The organism is Stenotrophomonas sp. (genome assembly GCF_035634915.1).
Taxonomy (GTDB): domain Bacteria; phylum Pseudomonadota; class Gammaproteobacteria; order Xanthomonadales; family Xanthomonadaceae; genus Stenotrophomonas.
Genome location: NZ_DASQCB010000021.1, coordinates 151,654 through 176,838 on the forward strand (window position 1 = coordinate 151,654; position 25,185 = coordinate 176,838).

Below are 25,185 nucleotides of genomic sequence, written 5' to 3' on the forward strand. Positions count from 1 at the left end.
GAAACGTAGCAGCGTCATGGAACTGACACATCATGCGGTGCAGCAAGACAGCGGCAGGCACCCACAAGTGACTGCCCACAAAGGAAATTCGCGCACCGCCCGGCAAGCCGCCAGGCGGAGGGTCAGGCCGTATATGCGGCCGGCGGCGCCGGGGGCGGCAACGGCCGCGCCCGGGTCGCCCACCAGCACAGCAGCGAGCCTGCGGTCACGCAGGCCACGCCCTGCACGAAGCCCATGCCCGGGTGCAGCGACAGCCACACGCTGCTCCACAGCACCGACAACACCGGGGCGAAGTAGGAGAAGATCGCCATCGAGGTGACGTTGCCGTGCTGCAGCCCATGGTTCCAGCACGAATAGGCGGTGGCGGTGAGCAGGCCGAACACGGCCACCTGGGCCAGCCCGCCCCAGTGCAGGTGCAGCGGCGGCGCATCGCCCAGCGCGTACTTCAGCCACAGCACCGCGGCGGTGGCGATCATGAACAACGGCACCGCGTTGCGCGAACCGCCGATCCGCTTGGTCACCAGCGAATAGGTGGCCCACATGCACGAGGCGGCCAGCGCCAAAGCATAGGCCAGCGGATTGCTGCGCAGGTTGGCCAGCAGCATCGCCGGCGACCATGCGCCTTCGCCGGTGATGACCAGCACCACGCCCAGCAGGCACAGCACGGTGGCCGGCAGCAGCAGCCAGTTGCCGCGCTGCATGCGGGTGAGCACGGTCAGCAGCACGGTCAGGCACGGCCACAGGTAGTTGATCATCACCAGTTCCAGCGCCTGCCCACGGTGGTGGGCCAGGCCGATGGACAGCGACAACGAGATCTCGGTGCCGATGAACAACGCACCGCCGATCAGCAGGTAGCGTCGCGGCAGCTGCGAGGGCCGCGGCACGCCCAGGATGAGCGCCGAGAACACCGCGGCGGCCGTGAAGATCAGAGCGGCGCCACCAACGGCACCGAAGATCTCGCTGATCGTGCGCAGCATGCCCAGGGTCGGGCTCCACAGCAGCACGGCGCTGGCGCCGATGAGGGTCGGAAGATGGGGTGACGCGGAAGCGCGCAGGGCGCGGAGGCCGTACATGGGGGCGACGACAACAGGGAGCATTCGGTTGAAAGGCACGCGCAGCGATGCGCCCGGCCCCGACAGCGGGACAGGCAGATCATGCGGACGCGTGGGTCCTGGGGAGTACGCTGGTCCGTAGCGTCGTCCCCGGAACGCCCCGGCACTGTGCGTTGCAGGGGGGTACGGCGGGAGGCGGGTTACAGCAGCCGACTGGCCGAAGCGGATTGTACGCTTTCGATGTTGCGCTGCAATATGGCGCTGTTCATGCGTGGCGCAGCGGGTAGAATTTCCGGCTCCATACGCAAAGGAATGCCTGCCATGACATCGCCCCTCATCCGCTTCGCCGCCCCGCTCATCACCGGCCTGCTGGCCGCGCCCGCCGCACATGCCATCGACGCCGCGCAGTGGCAGAAGGTCGCCCCCATGCTGCAGGCCGCGCTGGAATGCCGCGCCGAACCGGATATTGCCTCGGCGGCATGGAAGGCGCTGTCCGCCGATCCCTACAGCACCACCGACCCGATCACGCCGCCGGTTGCCTTCAACGTGTTCGGCCTGCCGGTCCGGGATGTCTCGTTCTACATCGATCCCGATGGCGAAGTCGGTGCCAGTTACACCGCCACGTTTGCCACCACCAAAGCGACCGTGCGCGCCGCTGCCAAGCTGGATGGCAAAGGCCACCGTGCGACCCGCATGGGCGACCTCGGTGTCGGCGGTATCGGTGAGACCCAGCTGACCTGCACCGTGGCCGGTACCACTGACGCCACCGACGACGAGAACAGCTGACCGTCGTCAGTCGGCCGAACGGCTCAGCACCTGCGCGGCTTGCATCCCGTTCAACGGGGTCTGGATGCAGACCGGATGCCACCGGAGTGCCGGCGCACGTCCTGCCCGCCGGCAGCCATGATCCTCCATGTGAGCCTCAGCGGCCGATGCCAGGCGCACCGGGCTCAAGAGCGGCGTTGCGCGCGCAGCGCATGCACCGCGCACGGCCTCATCGCGGCGACGGCCCCAAGTGCGACGAACGGAATCCACCCCGCCGACAGCAAGGAAAACGGATCACCGGCGATATGCAGACGGCGGAAGTCGCCACCACTGAAAGCACTCAGGAAAAGGACGCCGATCAACGGGAACGCGACCATCACCACGCAGCATGCAAGCACGCCGCCCAAGGTTCGCCGCTGCACGATCCACTCACGCAGCACACCATCGGCGTGGTAGGTCGCCAACACCCAGGTCGACAGGAAACTCAGCGGAAACAGCAGCGGCACAATGCTGTAGTAGGTCGCGGCAACGACACCCAGACCGGAGCGGCGCGAGTACCCGTCTCCCGGCCCCAACGCGCGCAATGCTCGCAGCCACTCAGGCAGTGGCGCCGCAGTTTCCTGCAGATGCAGCACCCACAGCGTCAGCCCGGTGGCGGTCGATAGCACCACCACCGCGAGGATCGCAGCGATGACCACCAGCCTGTAGCCCAGACACCAGTGCAGCGAAGGCGCGGACTGCGCAGGCGCCCAGCTAGGTTGCGACATCAGCATGCGCTCCATTGCGATCGCGACTGCTGCAGCCGAGCCGCAGGCAACGTCTCACTTCCGCATTCCATTGCACTTCTCCTGCCCGCCGGGGCCACGACGCCAATGGCGGGTACTGTTGGTTGGCGTGATGGCCGCGCGGGCACCCATACCAGGTGCGCGGCCCGGTGGCGATGGCCCATCAGCCATCGCCACCTGCAACGACCCGCTTACCTCACTTCGAACAACGCCCGCGCTGGGCCAGGCTCAGCTGTGCCACCTGGCGGCGGCCCTCGGCCTCGGGCATCACCGTCAGCTTGGCACCACCGACAAACACGCCCATCTTGATCGACTGTTCGATGAAGTAGTTGCGCCCCGCTTCGGTGTACAGCTTGACGTCGTTGGGCGAGAACTCCGACTCGGTGGAAATCACGTGTTCCTGGTTGCCCGGCACCAGGGTGTAGAAGAACACCTTGTTGGCCGTCTCACCCAGGCACTCGCCATCGATGCGCAGATCCTTCTTCAGCGCCTGGCCGACGAAGGAGTTGCGGTACACATACACGCCTGCCTTGCCCTCCTCGGGCACCGGGAAACTCTTGGCCACGTCCAGCTGGCCCTTGTCCGACATCGGAACACTTGCACACCCGGACAGCAGGCTGATCGCCGCCGCCATTGCAACCACGTGCCACTTGCTCATCTACAGCCCCCTGTAATGCGTGCCCTGCACGCGGAATGAAACCTGGTCAGCCTCACCACTGCGGGTGGTAGGCGTCGATGTACTCCGATTCGGCCACGCCCTGATTCACGAAGCGCTGCAGGTCCGCGCCCAGCGCGCTGCACGCGTACTCAAGCGCGGCCTCGATGCTTGAAAAGGTCGCGCTCGGCAGATCCTCCGGATCTTCCGATACGTCCGGGAAGCTGTACAGATCCAGATGGTCAGGCGTCCCCACGTCGGCCACCTCATACAGCCGCACAGTCCAGCAGCCATCCCGGTCCCGGTCGATGCCCAGAAAGCGGATCACCTCGACATCGCCCTCCCGTCGCCCAGACAGCAACTGCTCGACACTGCGGCCATTGCGCAGGTTGGCAAGCAGATCGAAATGCGAGAGGTGGCGCATGCATCCTCCGTGATGCGGGCAGCGGCGTGCGCAGATGGTGCCATGTTGGAATGGAGTGTCGCAATCGGCACGCCACGCCCTGCGCATGCAACAAATCGATTATTTGCACATCTTTCGATCTTTCCAACTTTTCTCATTGGCGGCCAAGGCCATCCATGCGAAACATGGACCGCCACCGGAAAATGGTGGCACGGGCTTGCAATCCCGTTTGAACTACCTAGCGGTTACGCTTGTCTGCCGGCGTCGCCCACCCCCTGTGGGTGGCGCCGGCAGGCATTCTGCCCGCGCACCTATGGCGGGCGGTGCGTGGGGGCCTCGTGCCCGCCGGCTTTTCGCTAGGTGATTCACCGGTATTGCAACCACGCACCGTCCGCCACCCTCGCTGTTAGGCGGGGTGGCTCCTTTGCCGCATGCATGAGGAAGCCGCCATGAGCACCACGCGATACCCGTATCTGTTCGCCACCCTGGGCGAAGCCGCCAACACACTGCCCGAAGAACTTGCCCAGCCGCTGGAAACCACGCTTGCCGCCCAGCAGGAAGGCGTCACCCTGCTGGGCAGCCTGCAGCGCATCCGCCAGGTGGACGCCGCTGATGGACAGCCGCTGCACCGCACCGGCCGCAGCACCGGCCAGTGCATGGCGCTGGCGCGCATCAACCGGGCAAACGCCGGGCTGACCGTGCTGCTGGAACTGCTGCATGCCAGCGAGCGCGTGCGCGTGGATGGCGACGACGCGCAGCAGATCGGCAACGATGTGCGCGAAGGCCTGCTGCTGGCCTGCCGCGGGTTGTCCGAATATGTGGATGTGCAGGTGCACGCTGCCTGAGGCTGTTCCGCCGGGCGTGGCCCGGCGCTACCTCCGGTCCGTCATGGGCGCCACAACGGATGCGTATCCCAGCCGGTGACGGCGCCGATGCCGTGCACCCGCGCCAGGCTGCTCACAGAAAGAGGCGGCTTTACGTATCGGGCCGTGCTGGCACACCCAACAGCGGGCATAAAAAATCCGCCAATTTGAGCGCTCCGCGACGATGCGCGTCAGAGGCGTGGCGGGTGTGTTGGCTGCAGGCTAGTGCCTTCAGTCAGGCCGATCAAGTGCCGCGATGTGCTGGGCTGGGCAGGCGCGAGGAGGGGGGGGGCGTGGCCAGCGCCACGTTCCGCCGGGCATGGCCCGGCGCTACCGATGTTGGCAGCGCCCGGCGGCCATTGGCCCAGAGGGCCTTACTCCACCGTAACACTCTTGGCCAGGTTGCGCGGCTTGTCCACGTCGGTGCCACGTGCCAGGGCGGTGTGGTACGCCAGCAGCTGCACCGGAATGGTGTGCACCACCGGGCTGAGCACGCCCGCATGGCGCGGGGTGCGGATGACATGCACGCCTTCGGACTCGCTGAAGTTGCTGTCCTGGTCGGCAAACACGAACAGCTCGCCGCCGCGCGCACGCACTTCCTGCATGTTCGACTTCACCTTTTCCAGCAGGCTGTCGTTGGGCGCGATCACCACCACCGGCATGTCCTCGTCCACCAGCGCCAGCGGCCCGTGCTTCAGCTCACCGGCCGGATAGGCCTCGGCGTGGATGTAGGAGATTTCCTTGAGCTTGAGCGCGCCTTCCAGCGCGATCGGGTAATGCAGGCCACGGCCCAGGAACAGCGCGCTGCTCTTGCGGGCGAAGCGTTCGGCCCAGGCGGCAATCTGCGGCTCCATGTTCAGCGCGTGCTGCACGCTGCCCGGCAGGAAACGCAGCTGTTCCAGGTAATCGGCTTCCTGCGCGGCATCCACGCGGCCGTGCAGCTTGCCCAGCACCACGGTCAGCTGGAACAGCGCGGCCAGCTGGGTGGTGAAGGCCTTGGTCGAGGCCACGCCGATCTCGGCGCCGGCGCGGGTGTAGCAGACCAGTTCGCTGGCGCGCGGAATGGCGCTTTCCGGCACGTTGCAGATCGACAGCGTGTGCTTGTGCCCCAGCGACTTGGCGTACTTCAGCGCTTCCATCGTATCCAGCGTTTCGCCGGACTGGGAGATGGTCACGATCAGGTGCTTGGGGTTCGCATAGGCCGCGCGGTAGCGGTACTCGCTGGCGATTTCCACGCTGCACGGCAGGCCGGCGATGGATTCGATCCAGTAGCGCGCGGTCAGGCCCGAGTAGTAACTGGTACCGCAGGCCAGGATCTGCACGCCTTCGATGCCGGACAGCACGGCCTCGGCATGCTTGCCGAACAGCTCGGCCGGGAAACCACCGGCGTCGATCGCCGCTTCGATGGTGTCGCCCAGCGCGCGCGGCTGTTCGTGGATTTCCTTCTGCATGAAGTGGCGGTACGGGCCCAGTTCCAGCGAGGCCAGCGACACGTCGGACAGGTGCACGTCGCGCTCGACCGGCTGGTCGTGCTCGTCGAACACCTGCACGCCATCGCGGCGGATGTCGGCCGTGTCGCCCTCTTCCAGGAAGATCACCTTGCGGGTGGCCGAGATCACCGCCGAGACGTCGGAGGCGACGAAGTTCTCGCCTTCGCCCAGGCCGACCAGCAGCGGGCAGCCCATGCGTGCGCAGACGAAATGGTCCGGCTCGGCACGGCTGACCACGGCCAGCGCATAGGCGCCGGTCAGTTCCTTCACCGTGCGCTGCAGCGCGCCCAGCAGGCTGTCGCCGCCCTTCAGATGGTGGTGCATGAGGTGGGCGATCACTTCGGTGTCGGTCTGCGACTCGAAGGTGTAGCCCAGCGCGCGCAGCTTCTCGCGCTGCTCTTCGTGGTTCTCGATGATGCCGTTGTGCACCAGCGCCACGCCGGCACTGATGTGCGGGTGCGCATTGGCCTCGGTCACCCCGCCATGGGTAGCCCAGCGGGTGTGGCCGATGCCCAGCTGGGAATTGAAGCCTTCGCTCTCGGCGGCAGTGGCCATTTCCGAGACACGACCGGTGCGGCGCACGCGGCGTACGTCCGGGCGTTCAGCCCGGTCGATCACCGCGATGCCGGATGAATCGTAGCCGCGATACTCCAGCCGCTTCAGTCCCTCGATCAGCACTGGTACCACATCGCGATCAGCGATCGCACCCACGATTCCACACATGTCGCGCTTTTCCTTGAAGACGGTCGCCGCATTCTAGCGTGGGCGTCCGCTTCGTCCCCCCTGTCCGCTTAATGAAAGTGTCCGCAGCGGTGTCCGCGGACACCCGGACACTCGAAGGCCAATCGCAAGCCATTGAAAAAACAGAAGATAAAGTTGGCACGGAGCGTGCTTTCACTCATTCACCACCGACAGGCACGCACCCGATGATCCGCGACACCTCAGCCCAGGACCAGGTCGTTTCCGCCCCCTCCGCCAGCGCCCCCCGTGCGGCCTGGCAGCGTTACCGCTGGCCGGCCCTGGGCGCGGTCGCCCTGCTGGCCGCCATCGGCTGGGCGGTGCATGCCTGGTCCAACGCCAGCCGCTCTTTCGACAGCAGCCGGGTACGCATCGCCGAAGTACAGCGCGGGGACCTGGTGCGCGACATCGCTGCCGACGGCCGCGTCATCGCCGCCAACAGCCCCACCCTGTACGCCATTTCCGCAGGAACGGTGGACCTGAAGGTGGTGGCCGGCGACGTGGTCAAGAAGGGCCAGGAGCTGGCGATCATCGACAGCCCGGAACTGCGCAGCAAGCTGGCCCAGGAACAGGCCACGCTGGCCGGCCTGGAAGCCGAGGCCAGCCGCGCCGCACTGGACGCCACCCTGGCCCGCGCCAAGTCGCGCAAGGAAACCGACCAGGCCAGCATCGAACGGCAGGCCGCCGACCGCGATCTGCAGCGCTACCAGCGCGGCTACGACGGCGGCGCGGTGCCGCAGATCGACCTGGCCAAGGCCCAGGACAGCCTGAAGAAGGCCGACATCACCCTGGCCAACGCCACCACCGATGCCCGCCTGCAGAGCCAGGGCGCCGACCTGGATGCGCGCAACAAGCGCCTGCTGGCCGACCGACAGAAGGCGGTGGTGGCCGAAGTGCAGCGCCAGGTGGACGCACTGACCCTGCGCGCCCCGTTCGACGGCCAGGTGGGCCAGGTGCAGGCCACCCAGGCCACCAACCTGGCGGCCAACGCGCCGGTGCTGGGCGTGGTCGACCTGTCCAAGTTCGAAGTGGAGATCAAGGTGCCGGAAAGCTTCGCCCGCGACCTGGCCATCGGCATGCCTGCGCAGCTGACCGGCGGCAACGGCAAGCCGTTCGCCGGTGAAATCAGCGCGGTGTCGCCGGAAGTGGTCAACGGTGAAGTGAACGCGCGCGTGCGCTTTGCCGCCGCGCAGCCCGAAGGCCTGCGCCAGAGCCAGCGCATGTCGGTGCGCGTGCTGCTGGATACGCGCAGGAACGTGATGAAGGTCGAGCGTGGCCCGTTCGTCGAACAGGGCAACGGCGTGGCCTACGTGATGGACGGCCGCACTGCGGTGCGCCGGCCGGTGGAACTGGGCGTCAGCAGCCTGGGCGAAGTGGAAATCAAGTCGGGTGTGCAGCCGGGCGACCGCATCGTGGTCTCCGGCAGCGACCTGTTCAAGGACGCCGAACGCGTCTCCGTCAACTGACACATCCTGGAGAGAGGACACCCCATGTACATGCTCGAAATGCGTTCGGTCGCCAAGGTCTTCCGTACCGAACAGGTGGAAACCCATGCACTGCGCTCGCTGGAACTACAGGTCAAGGAAGGCGAGTTCGTCGCCGTCACCGGCCCGTCCGGTTCCGGCAAGACCACCTTCCTCAACATCGCCGGCCTGCTGGAAACCTTCACCAGCGGCACCTACATGCTGGACGGCCAGGACGTCAGCACGCTGGGCGACGATGCGCGCAGCCGCCTGCGCAACCAGAAGATCGGCTTCATCTTCCAGGGCTTCAACCTGATTCCCGACCTGAACCTGTTCGACAACGTGGACGTGCCGCTGCGCTACCGGAAGATGAGTGCCGGCGAACGCCGCGAGCGCATCGAAAAGGCACTGACCCAGGTCGGCCTGGGTTCGCGCATGAAGCACTACCCCAATGAGCTGTCTGGCGGCCAGCAGCAGCGCGCCGCCATCGCCCGCGCCCTGGCCGGCAGCCCGCGCCTGCTGCTGGCGGACGAACCGACCGGCAACCTGGACACGCAGATGGCACGCGGGGTGATGGAACTGCTGGAAGAGATCAATGCCGCCGGCACCACCATCGTCATGGTCACCCATGACCCCGAACTGGCCGCACGCGCGCAGCGCAACGTGCACATCGTCGATGGCCAGGTGACCGACCTGGTACGTGAGCCGGTGCTGGCCACGCCGCGCCGCATCGTTGCCGTCAACGAGTGAGGGCCTGACCATGTTCGCCTACTACGCCCGACTGGCGGCGCGCAGTTTCCGCCGCAACAAGGTCCTGACCGCGCTGATGGTGGTGGCCATCGCGCTGGGCATCGGTGCTTCGATGACCACCCTGACCGTCTTCCACGTGCTCTCCGGCGACCCGATCCCGGACAAGAGCGATCGCCTGTTCTACGTGCAGCTGGACCCGGCCCCGCGCGGTGGCTATGTGCCCGGCGAGGAACCCAACTCGCAGATGACCCGCTTCGACGGCGAAGCCCTGCTGCGCGAGGCCAAGGCCGAGCGCCAGGCGCTGATGAGCGGCGGTGGCGGCACCATCGAGCCGGAGGGCAGCACCCTGCAGCCGTTCTCGATCGATACGCGCTGGACCTCGGCCGATTTCTTCCCGATGTTCAACGTGCCGATGCAGTACGGCCGTGCCTGGACACGCCAGGACGACGACGGCCGCGCACGCGTGGTGGTCATCTCCAAGGCCCTGAACGACAAGCTGTACCAGGGTGGCAACAGCGTGGGCAAGGACATCCGCATGGATGGCCAGAGCTTCCGCATCGTCGGCGTGATGAAGGAATGGAATCCCGAACCGCAGTTCTTCGACCTGACCACCGGCAGCTACGGCAAGGATGAGGATCTGCTGCTGCCGATGTCCACTTCACTGGACATGAAGCTGGGCAGCAGCGGCAACATGAACTGCTTCGGCGAGAACCCCGACCGTGACAGCTATTCGTTGAACGCGCCCTGCACCTGGCTGCAGTACTGGGTCGAGGTGGACCCGGCCAAGGCCGATGACTACCGCCGCTACCTGGAAAACTATTCCAGCCAGCAGCGTGAGGCCGGCCGCTTCGAGCGCCCGCCGAATGTGCGCCTGCGCAACGTGATGGAGTGGCTCGATTTCAACGGTGCGGTGCCCAGCGATGTGCGCCTGCAGCTGTGGCTGGCGCTGGGCTTCCTGGGCGTGTGCCTGGTCAACACCGTGGGTCTGCTGCTGGCCAAGTTCCTGCGCCGCAGTGGTGAGATCGGCGTACGCCGTGCGCTGGGGGCCAGCCGCGGCCAGATCTTCCTGCAGTGCCTGGTGGAAGCCGGTGCGGTGGGTGTGGTCGGTGGCGTGCTTGGCATCGGCGTGGCGCTGCTCGGCCTGTTCGCCGTGCGCCAGCAGCCGGTGGACTACGCCAAGCTGGCCCATCTGGACGGCAGCATGCTGCTGCTGGCCATCGGCCTGACCCTGTTTGCCAGCATCGCCGCTGGTTTCCTGCCCGCCTGGCGTGCGATGCAGGTCACCCCGGCCATCCAGCTCAAGTCGCAGTAAGTACCGGAACGAGGACTCCCATGGACATCCGCCCCATCCTCAGCACCCTGCGCCGGCACAAGACCGCCGCCGCCCTGATCGTGCTGGAAGTCGCCCTGACCTGCGCCATCGTCTGCAACGCGCTGTTCCTGGTCAGCCAGCGCGTGGAAAAGATCAGCATGCCCAGCGGCCTGGCCGAGAACGAACTGGTGATGGTCCGCGTCAGCGGCATCGGCAAGCAGACCAACGGCATGGCCCGCACCCGCGAGGACCTGGCCTCGCTGCGCGCCATCCCCGGCGTCACCAGTGCCACCATCATCAACCAGCTGCCGTTCCGCGGCGGTTCGTCCAGCAGCAGCATCCAGCGCCAGCAGGAACAGGAACGGCCGACCACCGAAGCCTCCATGTACACGATGTCCGAGGATGGCATCCGCACCATGGGCATCAATGTGATCGCCGGGCGTGACTTCCAGCCCGACGAGTACATGGACTACGCCACGGTCAGCAAGGCCGGTTCCACGGACAAGGCGATCCCGGTGATCTTCAGCCAGGCCACGGCCGCGAAGATGGAACCGGACGGCAGCGCGCTGGGCAAGACCTACTACATGGGCAAGCAGCCGCTGCACGTGGTCGGCATCGTCGACACCCTGACCACACCCACCGGCTGGGACGACAACTGGAACGAGTCGATGATGATGCCGCTGCGCCGCGGCTTCGATGAGGGCGGCACCTACATGCTGCGCACTGCACCCGAGCGCCGCGACGAAGTGCTCAAGGCGGCCGTCGCCGCGCTGGAGCGCAACGATGCCAACCGCCTGATGCGTGACAAGAAGACCTATGAGGAGCAGCGCAACGATTACTTCAAGAACGACCGTGCCATGGTCGGCCTGCTGGTGACGGTGTGCATCGCGCTGCTGGTGGTGACCGCACTGGGCATCATCGGCCTGGCCAGCTTCTGGGTGCAGCAGCGCAGCAAGCAGATCGGCATCCGCCGTGCGCTGGGGGCCACGCGCGGGCAGATCCTGCGCTACTTCCAGACCGAGAACTTCCTGCTGGCCACGCTGGGCATCGTGCTGGGCATGCTGGCCGCGTATGCCATCAACCTGGCACTGATGAACATGTACGAGCTGCCGCGCATGCCGCTGCTGTACCTGCCGCTGGGTGCGGTGCTGCTGTGGGTGCTGGGGCAGATCGCGGTGTTCGGCCCGGCCCGCCGCGCCGCCGCAGTGCCGCCGGCCGTTGCCACCCGGGGGGCGTGAGATGCGCACCCTGGTCCTGGCAATGGCGTTGGCCCTGCCGCTGCCCGTGCTTGCCGGCAGCACCTCGGTGCAGACGATGAACTGGCAGCAGGATGGCGCGCGCCTGGCACTGCGTTCCACCGAGGGCCAGGTGGAAGTCGAGGCGGCCAGCCCCGAGGCACGCTTCGGCGTGCGCCGGGGCGACCGCATCGTGCGCGTGGACGACACGCCGGTCCGCCAGATCGACCAGCTTGCCGCCGTGCTGCGCCAGGCCGACGCAGCGGGCAAGGCGCAGGTCTTCCTGCTGCTGCGGCGCAACGGCCAGACCCTGAGCGTGCCGGTGGCCGTGGCCCCCTGGAAGACCGTGCTGGTGCCACCGCCGGCACCACCACCGCCCCCGCCGCCACCGCCGCGCTGATGTGCCCCGGCCCCTGCGGGGCCACGGGTTTGGCTATGCTTGATGGGTAGCACCGGCCTCACGGCTCTCTCGGCGCTGCCCATCCCTTTCCCAGAACGCTTCCATGCCCGCGATCCTGATCATCGACGACAACGCCAGCGTGGGCACCGCCCTGGACGTGCTGTTCTCCCTGCATGACATCGACACCCTGCAGGCGCAGAGTCCGGCCGAGGGCCTTGCGATGCTAGAGGCGAACGCCGTCGACCTGGTCATCCAGGACATGAACTTCACCGAGGACACCACCTCCGGCGAGGAGGGCGAGGCACTGTTCGCGCAGATCCGCGAGCGCCACCCGGACCTGCCGGTCATCCTGCTCACCGCCTGGACGCACCTGAGCAGCGCGGTGGACCTGGTCAAGGCCGGTGCCGCTGATTACCTGGCCAAGCCGTGGGATGACCGCAAGCTGCTGACCACGGTCAACAACCTGCTGGAGCTGTCCGAAGCGCGTCGCGAGCTGGACCAGCGCCGCGCGCGCGAACAGCGCCAGCGCAACGCGCTGGAAGAAAAATACGCGCTGTGCGGCGCGGTGTTTGCCGACCCCGCCAGCGAACGTGTCATTGCCCTGGCCTGCCAGGTCGCGCGTTCGGAACTGCCGGTGCTGATCACCGGGCCCAACGGCGCCGGCAAGGAGAAGATCGCGCAGATCATCCAGGCCAACTCGCTGGTGGCCAAGGGCGCCTTCGTGGCGGTCAACTGCGGTGCCCTGCCCTCCGAGCTGATCGAAGCGGAACTGTTCGGTGCCGAAGCGGGTGCCTATACCGGTGCCAACAAGGCACGCGAAGGCAAGTTCGAAGCGGCCGACGGCGGCACGCTGTTCCTGGACGAGATCGGCAACCTGTCGCTGGGTGGGCAGATGAAGCTGCTGCGCGTGCTGGAAACCGGGCGCTTCGAACGCCTGGGGTCCAACCGCGAGCGCCAGGTCAAGGTGCGGGTGGTCAGCGCCACCAATGCCGACCTGCCCTCGATGATCCGCGATGGCAACTTCCGCGAGGATCTCTACTATCGACTCAACACGGTGGAACTGGTGCTGCCGCCGTTGGCCGAACGCCCCGGCGACATCGTGCCCCTGGCCGAGCGCTTCCTCACTGCCGGCAAGCCGCTTTCCAGCGCTGCCATGGCCGCACTGCAGCGGCATCCATGGCCGGGCAACGTGCGCGAACTGCGCAATGTCATCCAGCGCGCCGAACTGCTGGCCAGCGGCAACCGCATCGACGTGGCCGACCTGAACCTGCCGCGCGCCCCGGCGGCACCGCGCCCGGCGCCGGGTACCAGCAACGATCCCGACCGGGCACGCATCGAAGACGTGCTGGCCCGCAACCACGGGGTCATCGCCCAAGCCGCCGCCGAACTGGGCCTGAGCCGGCAGGCGTTGTACCGTCGCATGGACCGCCACGGCATCCCGCGCGAATGAAGCGACGCTCCTTCACCTTCCGCCTGTTCCTGCGCCTGCTGCCGGTGCTGGCGCTGGCTGCTGCGTTGCCGTGGCTGCTGGCGTACTGGATGAACCACGGCTGGTGGGTGACGGGCATTTCCACCGCCGTGCTGCTGGCGTTGATGTGGTGGTCGCTGCGTCGCGCCACCGCGCCGGTGCGCTCGCTGATGCGGGCACTGGCCGGCACCACCAGCAGCTACCGCGATGGTGAGTTCAATTTCGGCGTGTACTGGCCGGGCAACGACGAATTGGGCGACCTCGTCGAGGCACATCGTGAACTGGGCGACGTGCTGCGCGAGCAGCGCCAGGGCCTGGTGCAGCGCGAACTGCTGCTGGACACGATGGTGCAGAACACACCGGTGGCGATGCTGCTGATCGCGGCGGGCGGTGATGGCATCTCCCGCGTGGTGTTTTCCAACCTGGCCGCACGCAAGCTGCTGCATGGGGGCTGGAAACTGGAAGGCCAGCGCATGGAAGAGGTGCTGGAGCAGCTGCCGGTGGAACTGCGTGATGCCATCGCACGCGGTGGCGACAGCCTGTTCGCGGTGCGGGCGGAGGTTGAGGACGGCGTCGAGCCCGATGAGGACGACGAGCAGGTCTACCATCTGTCGCGGCGCGCGTTCCATCTGAACGGCCGCCCGCACGACCTGCTGCTGGTGCGCCAGCTGACCGCCGAACTGCGCCGCCAGGAAGTGCAGACCTGGAAGAAGGTGATCCGGGTGATCAGCCACGAGTTGAACAACTCGCTGGCACCCATTGCCTCACTGGCCCATTCCGGTGGCGAGCTGGTCAAGCGCGAACGCTTCGACCGCCTGCCCGAGATCTTCAGCACCATCGAAGACCGCGCCCGCCACCTGGAAGGCTTCATCCGCGGCTATGCGCGCTTTGCCAAGCTGCCACAGCCGCAGCTGCAGACCGTGCACTGGGCGCCGTTCCTGTCCAGCCTGCGCCAGCAGATTCCGTTCGGCATGGACCGCGAACCGGACGAGACACTCAGCAGCCGCATCGACATCGCCCAGTTCGGCCAGGCATTGCTGAACCTGCTGAAGAACGCGCACGAAGCGTGTGCCGAGGCGGACCCGCCCAACGACGACGTGCAGGTGCAGCTGACCCGGCTTCCGCAGTGGCTGCGACTGGACGTGCTGGACCGCGGCAAAGGCATGAACGAGCAGGTGCTGCAGAACGCGCTGATGCCGTTCTATTCAACCAAGCGCAACGGCACCGGCCTGGGCCTGGCGCTGACCCGCGAGATTGTCGAGGCGCATGGTGGACGCGTGTCGCTGCAGAACCGCGGTGATGGTGGGTTGTGCGTGTCGATCCTGCTGCCGGTGAGTTGATCGGTTGGCCGCATCCACGCCACGCGTGGATGCGGTGCCTCAACCCTTCTTCACCGGCCGCTTCCACCCCTCGATGGTTTCCTGCCGCGCACGGCCCAGGGTCAATTTGCCGTCCGGCGCATTGCGGGTAATGACCGAACCGGCGGCGATGGTCGCGCCCTCGCCGATGGTCACCGGCGCCACCAACGCACTGTTGGAACCGATGAAGGCGTGGTCGCCGATGGTCGTGGTCGACTTGTTCACCCCGTCATAGTTGCAGGTAATCGTGCCTGCACCGATGTTGACCTTGCTGCCGATCACCGCGTCACCCAGGTAGGTGAGGTGGTTGGCCTTGCTGCCCACGCCCAGGGTGACCTTCTTGGTTTCCACGAAGTTGCCCACGTGCACGCCATCGGCGAGCACCGTGCCGGGGCGCAGGCGCGCGAACGGCCCGATCTGCGCGGCACCTTCGGTCACCACGCCTTCCAGATCGCAGTGCGCGCGCACTTCGGTACCCGGCCCCAGGCGCACATCCTTCAAGCGGGTGAACGGCCCCACGGTCACGCCATCGGCCAGCTCCACCTTGCCTTCAAGGATCACATCGACATCGATCAGCACGTCGCTGCCGACCGTGACCTCGCCGCGGATATCCAGCCGCGCCGGATCCAGCACCCGCGCGCCCTGCGCGCACAGCGCACGTACCGCACGGCGCTGCCATGCACGCTCCAGCTGCGACAGCTGCCAGGGATCATTCGCGCCTTCCGCTTCCTGTGCGTCGGACACCAGCGCCATCTCCGCCGGGGTGTACTCGTGCGCGGCGAAGGCGAACACATCGGTCAGGTAATACTCGCCCTGCGCATTGCTGTTGGACAGCTGCGACAGCCAGCGGCGCAGCGCCGTCGATTCGGCGGCAATGATGCCGGTGTTGATGGTGCGCACGCGCAGCTGGTCATCGTTGGCATCCTTCTGCTCGACGATCGATCCGACCCGGCCTTCGGCATCGCGCAGCACGCGGCCGTACCCGGTCGGGTCATCGACCTCGGCCACCAGCACCGCCAGTCGGCCCGGCTGGGCCAGCAGGTGGCGCAGGGTGTCTGCGCGGATCAGTGGCACATCGCCATACAACACCAGCACCTGGGCCGCATCGGGCACCTCCGGCATGGCCTGGGCCACCGCGTGGCCAGTGCCCAGCTGCTGCGCCTGTTCGGCCCAGAGCAGGTCGGGCTGGTCGGCGAAGTGCTGGCGGACCGCTTCGCCACCATGCCCGTACACCACGTGGATGGCGGACGGCTGCAGTTCCCGCGCCGCTGCGATCACGTGCGCCAGCATCGGCCGGCCGGCGATGGGCTGCAGCACCTTCGGCAGCACCGATTTCATGCGCTTGCCAGCGCCAGCGGCGAGGATGATGACGTGCAGGGGTTGGCTCATGGGGAACGGTCCGTAGGTCGTTGCCGCTGATTCTAGAGCGTTGGCCGTTAACATGGCGGCCTGCCCGCCTTCATCGCGAACATGAGCCTGCTGCGCCAGGGAAGCGCTTACCTCATCATCGGCCTGCTGCAGCTGCTGCTGGACTGGCTGGTGTTCGTCGCCTGCACGGCCGCTGGCCTGCCGGTGGTGCCGGGCAATGTTGCCGGGCGTCTGGCCGGCATGCTGCTGGGGTTCTGGCTCAACGGGCGTTTCACCTTCGCCGATGCGCAGGGCCGACAACGGCTCGGTTGGCGCCGCTTCACCCGCTTCCTGCTGCTGTGGCTGCTGCTGACGGCGGCCAGCACCCTGCTGGTGGCAGCCGCCGACCAGGCGCTGGGCCTGCAGTACGCCTGGCTGGCCAAGCCGCTGGTGGAAGGCGCGCTGGCGTGCGTGTCGTTCCTGCTGCTGCGCTATGTGGTGTACCGCTGAGGCGCTGCGCGCGGTGGTCGACCAACGGTCGACGCTACCCCGTCGTTTTTTCCCGATCGATGTGTCGCGCCATTGGTTTTGCCCCACCGGTCCCCGCGCCGCCGGCACAAACAAAAACGCCGGCACGGGGCCGGCGTTTCTGCGGGTGTGGCGCGAACCTCAGTGCTTGAGGGTCTTGCGCAGACGCTCCAGCGCCTGCAGCTGCACCACGGCCTCGGCCAGCTTCTGCTGGGCTTCGGCCACTTCCATGGCTTCACCGCGGTTGGCCAGGATACGCTCGGCTTCTTCCTTGGCCTTGCGGACCGAGGCTTCGTCGATGTCCTGCGCGCGGATCGCAGTGTCGGCCAGCACGGTCACCACCTGCGGCTGCACTTCAAGAATGCCGCCGGAAATGGCGAAATCCAGCTGCTCGCCGTTCGGCGTGGTGACCACGACCTTGCCGGGCTTGAGTCGGGTGATCAGCGGGGCGTGCTTGGGCGCAATGCCCAGCTCGCCCAGCTCACCGGTCGCCACGACCAGGGTCGCTTCGCCACGGAAGATTTCCTGTTCAGCGCTGACGATGTCGCAACGAATGGTGCTCATGATCAGGCCTTCTCAGCCATCTTCTTGGCCTTCTCGACCGCTTCTTCGATGCCGCCGACCATGTAGAACGCCTGCTCCGGCAGGTGGTCGTACTCGCCATCGACAATGGCCTTGAAGCCACGGATGGTGTCCTTCAGCGGCACGTACTTGCCCGGCGAACCGGTGAACACTTCGGCCACGTGGAACGGCTGGCTGAAGAAGCGCTCGATCTTGCGGGCGCGCGACACGGCCTGCTTGTCTTCTTCGGACAGTTCGTCCATGCCCAGGATGGCGATGATGTCCTTCAGTTCCTTGTACTTCTGCAGGGTCTGCTGGACGCGCTGGGCGGTGTCGTAGTGCTCGTGGCCGATGACCAGCGGGTCCATCTGGCGGCTGGTGGAATCCAGCGGATCGACGGCCGGGTAGATACCCAGCGAGGCGATCGAACGCGACAGGGTGACGGTCGAGTCCAGGTGGGCGAAGGTGGTCGCCGGCGACGGGTCGGTCAGGTCGTCCGCGGGAACGTAGACGGCCTGGATCGAGGTGATCGAACCGTTCTTGGTCGAGGTGATGCGTTCCTGCAGCACGCCCATTTCCTCGGCCAGGGTCGGCTGGTAACCCACGGCGGACGGCATGCGGCCCAGCAGTGCCGAGACTTCGGTACCGGCCAGGGTGTAGCGGTAGATGTTGTCGACGAACAGCAGGACGTCCTTACCCTTGCCGTTTTCGTCCTTTTCGTCGCGGAAGTACTCGGCCATGGTCAGGCCGGTCAGGGCGACGCGCAGACGGTTGCCCGGCGGCTCGTTCATCTGGCCGTACACCATCGCCACCTTGTCCAGGACGTTGGAGTCCTTCATTTCGTGGTAGAAGTCGTTGCCCTCACGGGTACGCTCACCCACGCCGGCGAACACGGACAGACCGCTGTGCGCCTTGGCGATGTTGTTGATCAGTTCCATCATGTTGACGGTCTTGCCGACGCCGGCGCCGCCGAACAGGCCGACCTTGCCGCCCTTGGCGAACGGGCACATCAGGTCGATGACCTTGATGCCGGTTTCCAGCAGTTCGGTTGCCGGGCTCTGGTCTTCGTACGACGGGGCCGCGCGGTGGATTTCCCAGCTGTCGCTGGCGGCCACCGGGCCGGCTTCGTCGATCGGACGGCCCAGCACGTCCATGATGCGGCCCAGGGTGCCAGCGCCGACCGGCACGGAGATGCCGCGGTCGGTGTTGATGGCCACCAGGTTGCGCTTCAGGCCGTCGGTGGAACCGAGGGCGATGGTACGCACCACGCCGTCGCCCAGCTGCTGCTGGACTTCGAGGGTGATTTCGGTGTTTTCGACCTTCAGTGCGTCGTACACCTTCGGCACCGACTCACGCGGGAATTCGACGTCGACGACCGCGCCGATGATCTGAACGATCTTGCCCTGACTCATTGCTGCATCCTCTAATGTGTGCTTTGAACGAACGCGGTCAGACTGCTGCCGCGCCGCCGACGATTTCGGAGATTTCCTGGGTGATCGCTGCCTGGCGCGCCTTGTTGTAGACGAGCTGCAGGGTGCCGATCAGCTTGTTGGCGTTGTCGCTCGCCGCCTTCATCGCAACCATGCGTGCTGCATGCTCGGAGGCGACGTTTTCCAGCAGTGCCTGGTACACCAGCGACTCGATGTAACGCGTCATCACGTGCTCCAGCACGGTCGCGGCATCGGGTTCGTACAGGTAGTCCCAGTCGTGGTGAGCGACCTGCTTCTCAGCCGGCGGCAGGGGCAGCAGCTGATCGAAGCTGGCCTTCTGCGTCATGGTGTTCACGAAGCGGTTGTAGACCAGGTACACGCGGTCGACCTTGCCTTCGGTGAAGGCGTCGAGCATGACCTTGATCACACCGATCAGCGATTCCAGCTTCGGCACGTCGCCGATGTGGGTCACGCTGCCGACCATGTTGACCTTCACGCGACGGAAGAAGGTCGATGCCTTCTGGCCGATGGTCACCAGGTCCACTTCGGCACCCTTGTCCTGCCATGCCTTGGCTTCGCCCAGCATCTTACGGAACAGGTTGTTGTTCAGGCCGCCGGCCAGGCCGCGATCGGAGGAGATCACGATGAACCCGACCCGCTTGACCTGCTCACGCTCGACCAGGAACGGATGCTGGTAATCGGTGCTGGCCTGGGCCAGGTGGCCGATCACCTGCTTCATCGCCTGCGCGTACGGACGCGAGGTCTTCATCCGATCCTGCGCCTTGCGGATCTTGGAGGCCGAGACCATTTCCAGGGCGCGCGTCACCTTGCGGGTGTTCTGCACGCTCTTGATCTTGGTTTTGATTTCGCGTCCGCTTGCCATCTCTTGTTTCCCGTGGCGCGGGGCTGTTGCCCCGCGTTGTTCAACCGTTTGTCATCTGGTCCAGCGGAGCCAGCGGCTCCGCTCTACAGGACCGCGATTACCAGCTGCCGGTGGTCTTGAACTCGGCGATGCCCTTCTTGAAGGCACCTTCGATGTCGTTGTCCCAACCGCCGGTGGCGTTGACCTTACCGACCAGCTCGCCCTGGGTGTTGGCGAAGTGGGCGTGCAGGCCTTCTTCGAAGGCCAGCAGCTTGTTGACCGGCACGTCGTCGAGGTAACCCTCGTTGACGGCGTAGATCGACAGCGCCTGGTTGGCGATCGACATCGGCGCGTACTGCTTCTGCTTCATCAGCTCGGTGACGCGCTGGCCACGTTCCAGCTGCTTGCGGGTTGCTTCGTCCAGGTCGGAAGCGAACTGCGCGAACGCAGCCAGTTCACGGTACTGGGCCAGCGAGATGCGGATGCCGCCCGACAGCTTCTTGATGATCTTGGTCTGGGCCGAGCCACCGACGCGCGACACCGAGATACCGGCGTTCACGGCCGGGCGGATGCCGGCGTTGAACAGGTCGGTTTCCAGGAAGATCTGGCCGTCGGTGATCGAGATCACGTTGGTCGGAACGAAGGCGGACACGTCGCCAGCCTGGGTTTCGATGATCGGCAGCGCGGTCAGCGAGCCGGTCTTGCCGGTGACCTTGCCTTCGGTAAACTTCTCGACGTATTCCTCGGACACGCGGGCAGCGCGCTCGAGCAGACGGGAGTGCAGGTAGAACACGTCACCCGGGTAGGCTTCACGGCCCGGCGGGCGCTTCAGCAGCAGCGAGATCTGGCGGTAGGCCACAGCCTGCTTGGACAGATCGTCGTACACGATCAGCGCGTCTTCGCCGCGGTCCATGAAGTACTCACCCATGGTGCAGCCCGAGTAGGCGCTGATGTACTGCATGGCAGCCGATTCGGAAGCGGTCGCGGCAACCACGATGGTGTGGGCCAGCGCGCCGTTCTCTTCCAGCTTGCGCACGATGTTGGCGATGGTCGAAGCCTTCTGGCCGATCGCAACGTACACGCACTTGATGCCGGTGCCCTTCTGGTTGATCACCGCATCGATGGCCATCGCGGTCTTGCCGGTCTGGCGGTCGCCGATGATCAGCTCGCGCTGGCCACGGCCGATCGGGATCATGGCGTCGACCGACTTGTAACCGGTCTGCACCGGCTGGTCGACCGACTTGCGCCAGATCACGCCCGGAGCAACGCGCTCGACCGGAGCGGTCAGGTCGGTGCCCAGCGGGCCCTTGCCGTCGATCGGCTCGCCCAGCGCGTTGACGACGCGGCCCAGCAGTTCCGGACCCACCGGCACTTCCAGGATGCGGCCGGTGGTCTTGGCGACGTCGCCTTCGCGCAGGTGCTCGTAGTCACCCAGGACCACGGCGCCGACCGAGTCGCGCTCCAGGTTCAGGGCCAGGGCAAAGGTGTTGTTCGGCAGTTCGATCATTTCGCCCTGCATCACGTCGGCCAGACCGAAGATGCGCACGATGCCGTCGGACACGCTGGTCACGGTGCCTTCGTTGCGCGATTCCGCGGCCAGCTTGACCTTCTCGATGCGGTTCTTGATCAGTTCGCTGATTTCGGAGGGGTTGAGCGTGGTTGCCATCGTCAAGTCCTAGTGCCGGCAGCGGGGCCGGACGTTAAATGAATTCAGTTAGCGAGCGCGGTCTGCAGACGGGCCAGCTTGCCCTTCAGCGAACCATCGATGACCACGTCGCCGGCGTCGATCACGGCGCCGCCGATCAGCGAGGCATCGACCGCGGTGGTCACTTCGACCTCGCGGTTGAAGCGCTTGCGCAGCGCGACCTTGATCGCGTCCAGCTCACCGGCCGACAGTTCGGCCGCCGAGGTCACCGTGGCCTTGACCACGTGCTCGGCTTCGGCGCGCAGGGCGTCGAACATGCCAGCGATTTCCGGCAGCAGCGGCAGACGATGCGATTCGGCCAGCACGGCGAGGAAACGCGAGTAGGTCTCACCGTGGGTTTCCGGCGCCAGCAGTGCGACGGCGTCGTCGCGACCCAGCTCCGGGTTGGCGAGCAGGGCCGCCACGCGCGGGTCGGCGGCGACGTGGGCGGAGAACGCCAGGGCGTCCGACCACGGCGCGAACGTGCCTTCGTCGCGCGCGGTCGCGAAGGCGGCGCGGGCGTACGGGCGGGCAAGCGTGAGGGCCTGGCTCATCCTTAGATCTCCGAGGCCAGCTCGTCGAGCAGCGCCTTGTGGGCGTTGGCGTCGATTTCGCGCTTGAGCAGCTTTTCGGCACCGGTCACGGCCAGCGCGGACACCTGCTTGCGCAGATCTTCACGGGCACGGTTGGCGGCGGCGTCGATTTCAGCCTGGGCCAGTTCCTTCTGACGGGTGGCTTCGGTGATTGCTTCGTTACGGGCAGCATCAACGATCTGGTTGGCGCGCGCGTGGGCCTGGTCGATGATCTCGTTGGCCTTGGTGCGTGCTTCTTTCAGCGCTTCGTTGACCTTCTCCTGCGCCTGGGCCAGATCTTTCTGGCTGCGGTCGGCAGCAGCGAGGCCTTCAGCGATCTTCTGCTGGCGCTCTTCGATCGCGTTCATCAGCGGCGGCCAGATCTTGGTCGCGATGATCCAGATCAGACCAGCGAAGGCGAGCGCCTGCGCAAGAAGGGTGAAATTGATATTCATGGTTAGCTCGATCGCTGGTTTCGGGGTGGACGCGCCGCCGTAGCGGCGCATCCGGCCTTCATCCGAAACCGGGTGCATCAGCACCCGGTCGTCTCAAACCGCTGTATCAGCCGGCCAGAGCCTTGGTGACGGCGCCAGCGAAGGCAGCCGACAGCGGGTTGGCGAAGGCCAGCAGCAGGCCGACGGCGACCGAGATGATGAACGCGGCGTCGATCAGGCCGGCGGTGATGAACATGCGGACCTGCAGGACCGGGATCAGTTCCGGCTGGCGGGCGGCCGACTCCAGGAACTTACCAGCCATGATGGCCAGACCCAGACCGGCGCCCAGCGCGGCCAGGCCGATCATGATGCCGACGGCAAGGGCGGTGGAGCTCTGAATCTGCGCGAAGTTGGTCAGGACGGCGAAGTACATGGTTATCTCCAGGAACTAAGTTGCTAAGGGTGATGAAACGGATGAAGGTTGAAACGCGTTGAAGCTTGGAACTTTAGTGAGCGTCTTCCGACAGGCTCAGGTACACGATCGACAGCATCATGAAGATGAAGGCCTGCAGCGGGATCACCAGCAGGTGGAACAGCATCCAGCCCAGACCGAATGCACCACCGGCAATGGCACCGAAGAAACCGGCACCACCCAGCACCCAGATCAGCAGGAACACGATTTCGCCGCCGAACATGTTGCCGAACAGTCGCATCGCCAGCGAGATCGGCTTGCTCAGCCACTCGACGATGTTGAGGATCAGGTTGAACGGCATCATCCACTTGCCGAACGGCGCCGTCAGGAATTCCTTGATGAAGCCCAGCAGGCCCTTCGACTTCAGCGCGAAGAACAGCATCAGGAAGAACACGCTGAAGGCCATGCCCAGGGTGGCGTTGACGTCAGCGGTCGGCACCGGCTTCCAGTAGTGCACACCCGCCCATTCCAGCGGCTTGGCGATGAAATCGGCCGGGATCATCTTCAGCAGATTCATCAGCAGAATCCAGAAGAAGATGGTGATGGCGATCGGCGTGACCAGCTTGCTCTTGCCGTGGTAGGTGTCCTTGGCCTGGCGGTCAACGAACTCCAGGCAGATCTCGACGAAGGCCTGCCACTTGCCCGGCACGCCGGCCGTGGCCTTGCGGGTACCCATCCAGAACGCGACCACGATCACCAGGCCCATCAGGACGGCGGTGAGGAAGGTATCGACGTGGATGTGCCAGAACATCCCTTCGCCATTGCCGACCGGTGCGGTCAGGTTCTGCAGGTGATGCTGGATGTAGCTGGTAGGGGTTAGAGCCTCGCCCGCCATGTGTCCGGAACCTTAGTCAATTGAATTTTTGTCAACGCCTGGCCAGAGCCAGGACCTGGAACGTCAGGCCGACGAAGATACCGGCCAACAGCGCCAATGCAGGCAGCTTGAAGACCAGGAACCCCGCCAGCAGGACGCCGAAAACGACCGCCCACTTCGCCACGATCGCAATGATCAGGCGTGCCATGGCCGATCCCGCGGCCAGAGCCCCCCCACCCAGCGCCATCCGTGCCGCCACCCAACCACCGGCCGAGACCGCGACACCGGAAAGCAGGGCGCCGAGGGCGTACTTCGGCCCTGCCAGCAGGAAGGCCAGAGCCAGGACAGCCACTGCGGCCAGCGGGTAGACCGCGGCGCGCAGCATCAGTCGCCGACCCGTTTCAACGGAGTTCAGCACAGGACGTCCCGCGTGGTTACAAGTGAATGGCTGAGGCCGCTACAGCAGGGGTGCCTCATCGAGCCGCCAAATTATAGCAATGGGACAATTTGCGAGACAACCGCTGCCTGTTCATCCCGGGAGCCGCAAGTTGCCGAATCGGCAGGATTTTTACGTACCACCAGGGGGACAATCGCGTCCGCACCATGCTGCAGCGCAACGTATTCAACTTTGGTCGCAGGCCACGGAACTTTTCCAGGCGCACCCTGTCCTACCTGTCGACCTGCCTGCAGCAACCTCGTCGACGCTTCGCCCCGCAGGTCCCAGGATGGCCCCGTAGTCCGCTCCGGGGCCATCTTCTTTGCAGAGCCCGGCATTCCTGCAGGGGTGGGATCGCGCTGAACCGTCCACATCGCGTGGACCATACGTTCACGAATGGTGGACGAGCACGTCCGGCACAGTGGCCTCCATCCCGAATGAACCACTGCAAGGACACCACGATGCGCCCCGTACCCACCCTGCTCGCCCTCTCGCTGATCGCCGCCGGCGCATCGTTCGCCAATGCCGCCCACGCCGCCGAAGGCGATGACCGCTTCGCGCTGCGCCTGGGTGCCATGAACATCGATTCGGACAACACTCTGCGCGGGCAGAGCAACGTCGCCGGCCAGGACGTCGGCTTCTCCGAGGACTTCAAGCTGGGCGGCAAGGAATGGGAGCCGCGCATCGACGGCATGTTCCGCATCAGCAACCGCCAGCGCCTGCTGTTCAACTATTTCAAGTACGACAAGGACCGCCGCGAGACGCTGGGCGATGATGTCAGCTTCGGCGACGTCAATGTGCCGGCCGGCAGCTTCGTCAAGGGCGAGCTGAAGTACCAGGTGGCCAGCCTGGTCTACGACTACTCGGTGGTGGACACCGAAACCTTCGACCTGGGCCTTCAGCTGGGTGCGGAGTACGCCAAGGTCAGCACCAAGGGGTACGCCGATCTGGGCACCGTCTACGAAGGCCAGTTCCTCGACGAGAAGACCGACGGTGTCGCCCCGGTGGTGGGTGCACGCCTGAGCTTCACGCCGTCGGAAAAGTGGATGATCACCCTCCAGGGCCAGTACCTGAACACCCGTTGGGGCAGCTTCGATGACTACAAGGGCGACCTCAGCCGCGCCAATGCCATCGTCGATTACCGCTTCACCGACAACTTCGGCGTGTTCGCCGGCTACGACTGGTTCAAGCTGGACGCCGACAAGAAGGGCAGCGACGGCACCATCGGCCTGAAGCAGGAGTTCAAGGGCCCGGTGGCCGGTATCAGCGTCAGCTTCTAAGCGTTACCGCGCGTTCCCCAACGCGGCG

Annotated in this window: 26 protein-coding genes; 11 read left to right on the forward strand and 15 right to left on the reverse strand. The window is 65.9% G+C overall.

Going from position 1 to position 25,185, the window contains the following annotated elements:
- Positions 1-122 precede the first annotated feature (122 nt).
- The gene (gene yddG / locus VER16_RS16890; protein WP_324809937.1) at positions 123-1,073 is read right to left on the reverse strand and encodes an aromatic amino acid DMT transporter YddG; all 951 of its coding nucleotides are present in this window, start codon (positions 1,071-1,073) and stop codon (positions 123-125) included.
- Between the two features lie 300 nt (positions 1,074-1,373).
- Here yddG and VER16_RS16895 point away from each other — a divergent pair, with 300 nt between their 5' ends.
- Positions 1,374-1,838, forward strand: a complete 465-nt coding sequence (locus tag VER16_RS16895; RefSeq protein WP_324809940.1) for a hypothetical protein — start codon at positions 1,374-1,376, stop codon at positions 1,836-1,838.
- 164 nt (positions 1,839-2,002) lie between these two features.
- Here VER16_RS16895 and VER16_RS16900 read toward each other — a convergent pair whose 3' ends face one another.
- The 3 genes from VER16_RS16900 to VER16_RS16910 all read right to left on the reverse strand — a co-directional run bounded on the left by VER16_RS16900 (position 2,003) and on the right by VER16_RS16910 (position 3,681).
- Positions 2,003-2,599, reverse strand: a complete 597-nt coding sequence (locus VER16_RS16900) for a hypothetical protein (protein WP_324809943.1) — start codon at positions 2,597-2,599, stop codon at positions 2,003-2,005.
- 199 nt (positions 2,600-2,798) lie between these two features.
- The gene (locus tag VER16_RS16905; protein ID WP_324809945.1) at positions 2,799-3,260 is read right to left on the reverse strand and encodes a DUF2846 domain-containing protein; all 462 of its coding nucleotides are present in this window, start codon (positions 3,258-3,260) and stop codon (positions 2,799-2,801) included.
- Between the two features lie 52 nt (positions 3,261-3,312).
- A complete protein-coding gene (locus VER16_RS16910; protein WP_324809947.1) occupies positions 3,313-3,681 on the reverse strand; it encodes a hypothetical protein in 369 nt (122 codons plus the stop codon).
- 428 nt (positions 3,682-4,109) lie between these two features.
- Here VER16_RS16910 and VER16_RS16915 point away from each other — a divergent pair, with 428 nt between their 5' ends.
- A complete protein-coding gene (locus tag VER16_RS16915; protein ID WP_324809949.1) occupies positions 4,110-4,505 on the forward strand; it encodes a hypothetical protein in 396 nt (131 codons plus the stop codon).
- A 392-nt stretch (positions 4,506-4,897) separates the two neighbouring features.
- Here the strand turns inward: VER16_RS16915 and glmS are convergent, their stop codons facing one another.
- Complete coding sequence (glmS, locus tag VER16_RS16920; RefSeq protein ID WP_324809951.1) at positions 4,898-6,736, reverse strand: glutamine--fructose-6-phosphate transaminase (isomerizing); 1,839 nt, start codon at positions 6,734-6,736, stop codon at positions 4,898-4,900.
- A 203-nt stretch (positions 6,737-6,939) separates the two neighbouring features.
- Here glmS and VER16_RS16925 point away from each other — a divergent pair, with 203 nt between their 5' ends.
- From VER16_RS16925 to VER16_RS16955, 7 genes are all read left to right on the forward strand, one after another.
- The gene (locus VER16_RS16925; RefSeq protein ID WP_324809953.1) at positions 6,940-8,217 is read left to right on the forward strand and encodes an efflux RND transporter periplasmic adaptor subunit; all 1,278 of its coding nucleotides are present in this window, start codon (positions 6,940-6,942) and stop codon (positions 8,215-8,217) included.
- A 24-nt stretch (positions 8,218-8,241) separates the two neighbouring features.
- A complete protein-coding gene (locus VER16_RS16930; RefSeq protein ID WP_108766417.1) occupies positions 8,242-8,964 on the forward strand; it encodes an ABC transporter ATP-binding protein in 723 nt (240 codons plus the stop codon).
- A 10-nt stretch (positions 8,965-8,974) separates the two neighbouring features.
- Positions 8,975-10,276: an ABC transporter permease gene (locus VER16_RS16935; protein WP_324809957.1), complete on the forward strand. Its 1,302-nt coding sequence runs from the start codon at positions 8,975-8,977 to the stop codon at positions 10,274-10,276.
- A 20-nt stretch (positions 10,277-10,296) separates the two neighbouring features.
- Positions 10,297-11,514 carry an ABC transporter permease gene (locus VER16_RS16940; protein ID WP_324809961.1) on the forward strand — a complete coding sequence of 406 codons (1,218 nt, stop codon included), beginning with the start codon at positions 10,297-10,299 and terminating at the stop codon, positions 11,512-11,514.
- A gap of 1 nt (position 11,515) precedes the next feature.
- Complete coding sequence (locus VER16_RS16945; protein ID WP_324809964.1) at positions 11,516-11,911, forward strand: PDZ domain-containing protein; 396 nt, start codon at positions 11,516-11,518, stop codon at positions 11,909-11,911.
- A gap of 103 nt (positions 11,912-12,014) precedes the next feature.
- Positions 12,015-13,361 (forward strand): sigma-54 dependent transcriptional regulator, encoded by a 1,347-nt coding sequence (locus tag VER16_RS16950; RefSeq protein WP_324809966.1) that lies wholly within the window; start codon positions 12,015-12,017, stop codon positions 13,359-13,361.
- On the forward strand, positions 13,358-14,719 hold the full coding sequence (locus tag VER16_RS16955; protein WP_324809968.1) for a HAMP domain-containing sensor histidine kinase: 1,362 nt from the start codon (positions 13,358-13,360) through the stop codon (positions 14,717-14,719). The genes VER16_RS16950 and VER16_RS16955 overlap by 4 nt, the downstream gene beginning before the upstream one ends.
- Before the next feature lie 39 nt (positions 14,720-14,758).
- Here VER16_RS16955 and glmU read toward each other — a convergent pair whose 3' ends face one another.
- Positions 14,759-16,126 carry a bifunctional UDP-N-acetylglucosamine diphosphorylase/glucosamine-1-phosphate N-acetyltransferase GlmU gene (gene glmU / locus VER16_RS16960; RefSeq protein WP_324809971.1) on the reverse strand — a complete coding sequence of 456 codons (1,368 nt, stop codon included), beginning with the start codon at positions 16,124-16,126 and terminating at the stop codon, positions 14,759-14,761.
- An 81-nt stretch (positions 16,127-16,207) separates the two neighbouring features.
- Between glmU and VER16_RS16965 the strand changes: the two genes are divergently transcribed.
- On the forward strand, positions 16,208-16,594 hold the full coding sequence (locus VER16_RS16965) for a GtrA family protein (protein WP_324809973.1): 387 nt from the start codon (positions 16,208-16,210) through the stop codon (positions 16,592-16,594).
- A gap of 159 nt (positions 16,595-16,753) precedes the next feature.
- On the opposite strand, the gene VER16_RS16970 is transcribed toward VER16_RS16965, so the two are convergent.
- From VER16_RS16970 to VER16_RS17010, 9 genes are all read right to left on the reverse strand, one after another.
- Positions 16,754-17,176, reverse strand: coding sequence for a F0F1 ATP synthase subunit epsilon (locus VER16_RS16970; RefSeq protein ID WP_005411127.1), 423 nt, complete (start codon positions 17,174-17,176; stop codon positions 16,754-16,756).
- A gap of 2 nt (positions 17,177-17,178) precedes the next feature.
- A complete protein-coding gene (gene atpD / locus VER16_RS16975) occupies positions 17,179-18,585 on the reverse strand; it encodes a F0F1 ATP synthase subunit beta (RefSeq protein ID WP_108750369.1) in 1,407 nt (468 codons plus the stop codon).
- 37 nt (positions 18,586-18,622) lie between these two features.
- Positions 18,623-19,486: a F0F1 ATP synthase subunit gamma gene (gene atpG / locus VER16_RS16980; RefSeq protein ID WP_006471334.1), complete on the reverse strand. Its 864-nt coding sequence runs from the start codon at positions 19,484-19,486 to the stop codon at positions 18,623-18,625.
- A gap of 97 nt (positions 19,487-19,583) precedes the next feature.
- A complete protein-coding gene (atpA, locus tag VER16_RS16985; protein WP_006471335.1) occupies positions 19,584-21,131 on the reverse strand; it encodes a F0F1 ATP synthase subunit alpha in 1,548 nt (515 codons plus the stop codon).
- 44 nt (positions 21,132-21,175) lie between these two features.
- Positions 21,176-21,703, reverse strand: coding sequence for a F0F1 ATP synthase subunit delta (locus VER16_RS16990; protein ID WP_324809980.1), 528 nt, complete (start codon positions 21,701-21,703; stop codon positions 21,176-21,178).
- 2 nt (positions 21,704-21,705) lie between these two features.
- Positions 21,706-22,176 carry a F0F1 ATP synthase subunit B gene (locus VER16_RS16995; RefSeq protein ID WP_005419512.1) on the reverse strand — a complete coding sequence of 157 codons (471 nt, stop codon included), beginning with the start codon at positions 22,174-22,176 and terminating at the stop codon, positions 21,706-21,708.
- A gap of 106 nt (positions 22,177-22,282) precedes the next feature.
- Entirely contained in the window at positions 22,283-22,588 is a 306-nt protein-coding gene (gene atpE / locus VER16_RS17000; protein ID WP_005411133.1) for a F0F1 ATP synthase subunit C, read from the reverse strand.
- 73 nt (positions 22,589-22,661) lie between these two features.
- Complete coding sequence (gene atpB / locus VER16_RS17005; RefSeq protein WP_324809982.1) at positions 22,662-23,462, reverse strand: F0F1 ATP synthase subunit A; 801 nt, start codon at positions 23,460-23,462, stop codon at positions 22,662-22,664.
- Positions 23,463-23,493: 31 nt separating this feature from the next.
- Positions 23,494-23,826 carry a hypothetical protein gene (locus VER16_RS17010; RefSeq protein ID WP_313440587.1) on the reverse strand — a complete coding sequence of 111 codons (333 nt, stop codon included), beginning with the start codon at positions 23,824-23,826 and terminating at the stop codon, positions 23,494-23,496.
- 512 nt (positions 23,827-24,338) lie between these two features.
- Between VER16_RS17010 and VER16_RS17015 the strand changes: the two genes are divergently transcribed.
- Positions 24,339-25,157: a hypothetical protein gene (locus VER16_RS17015; RefSeq protein ID WP_324809986.1), complete on the forward strand. Its 819-nt coding sequence runs from the start codon at positions 24,339-24,341 to the stop codon at positions 25,155-25,157.
- Positions 25,158-25,185: the final 28 nt, after the last annotated feature.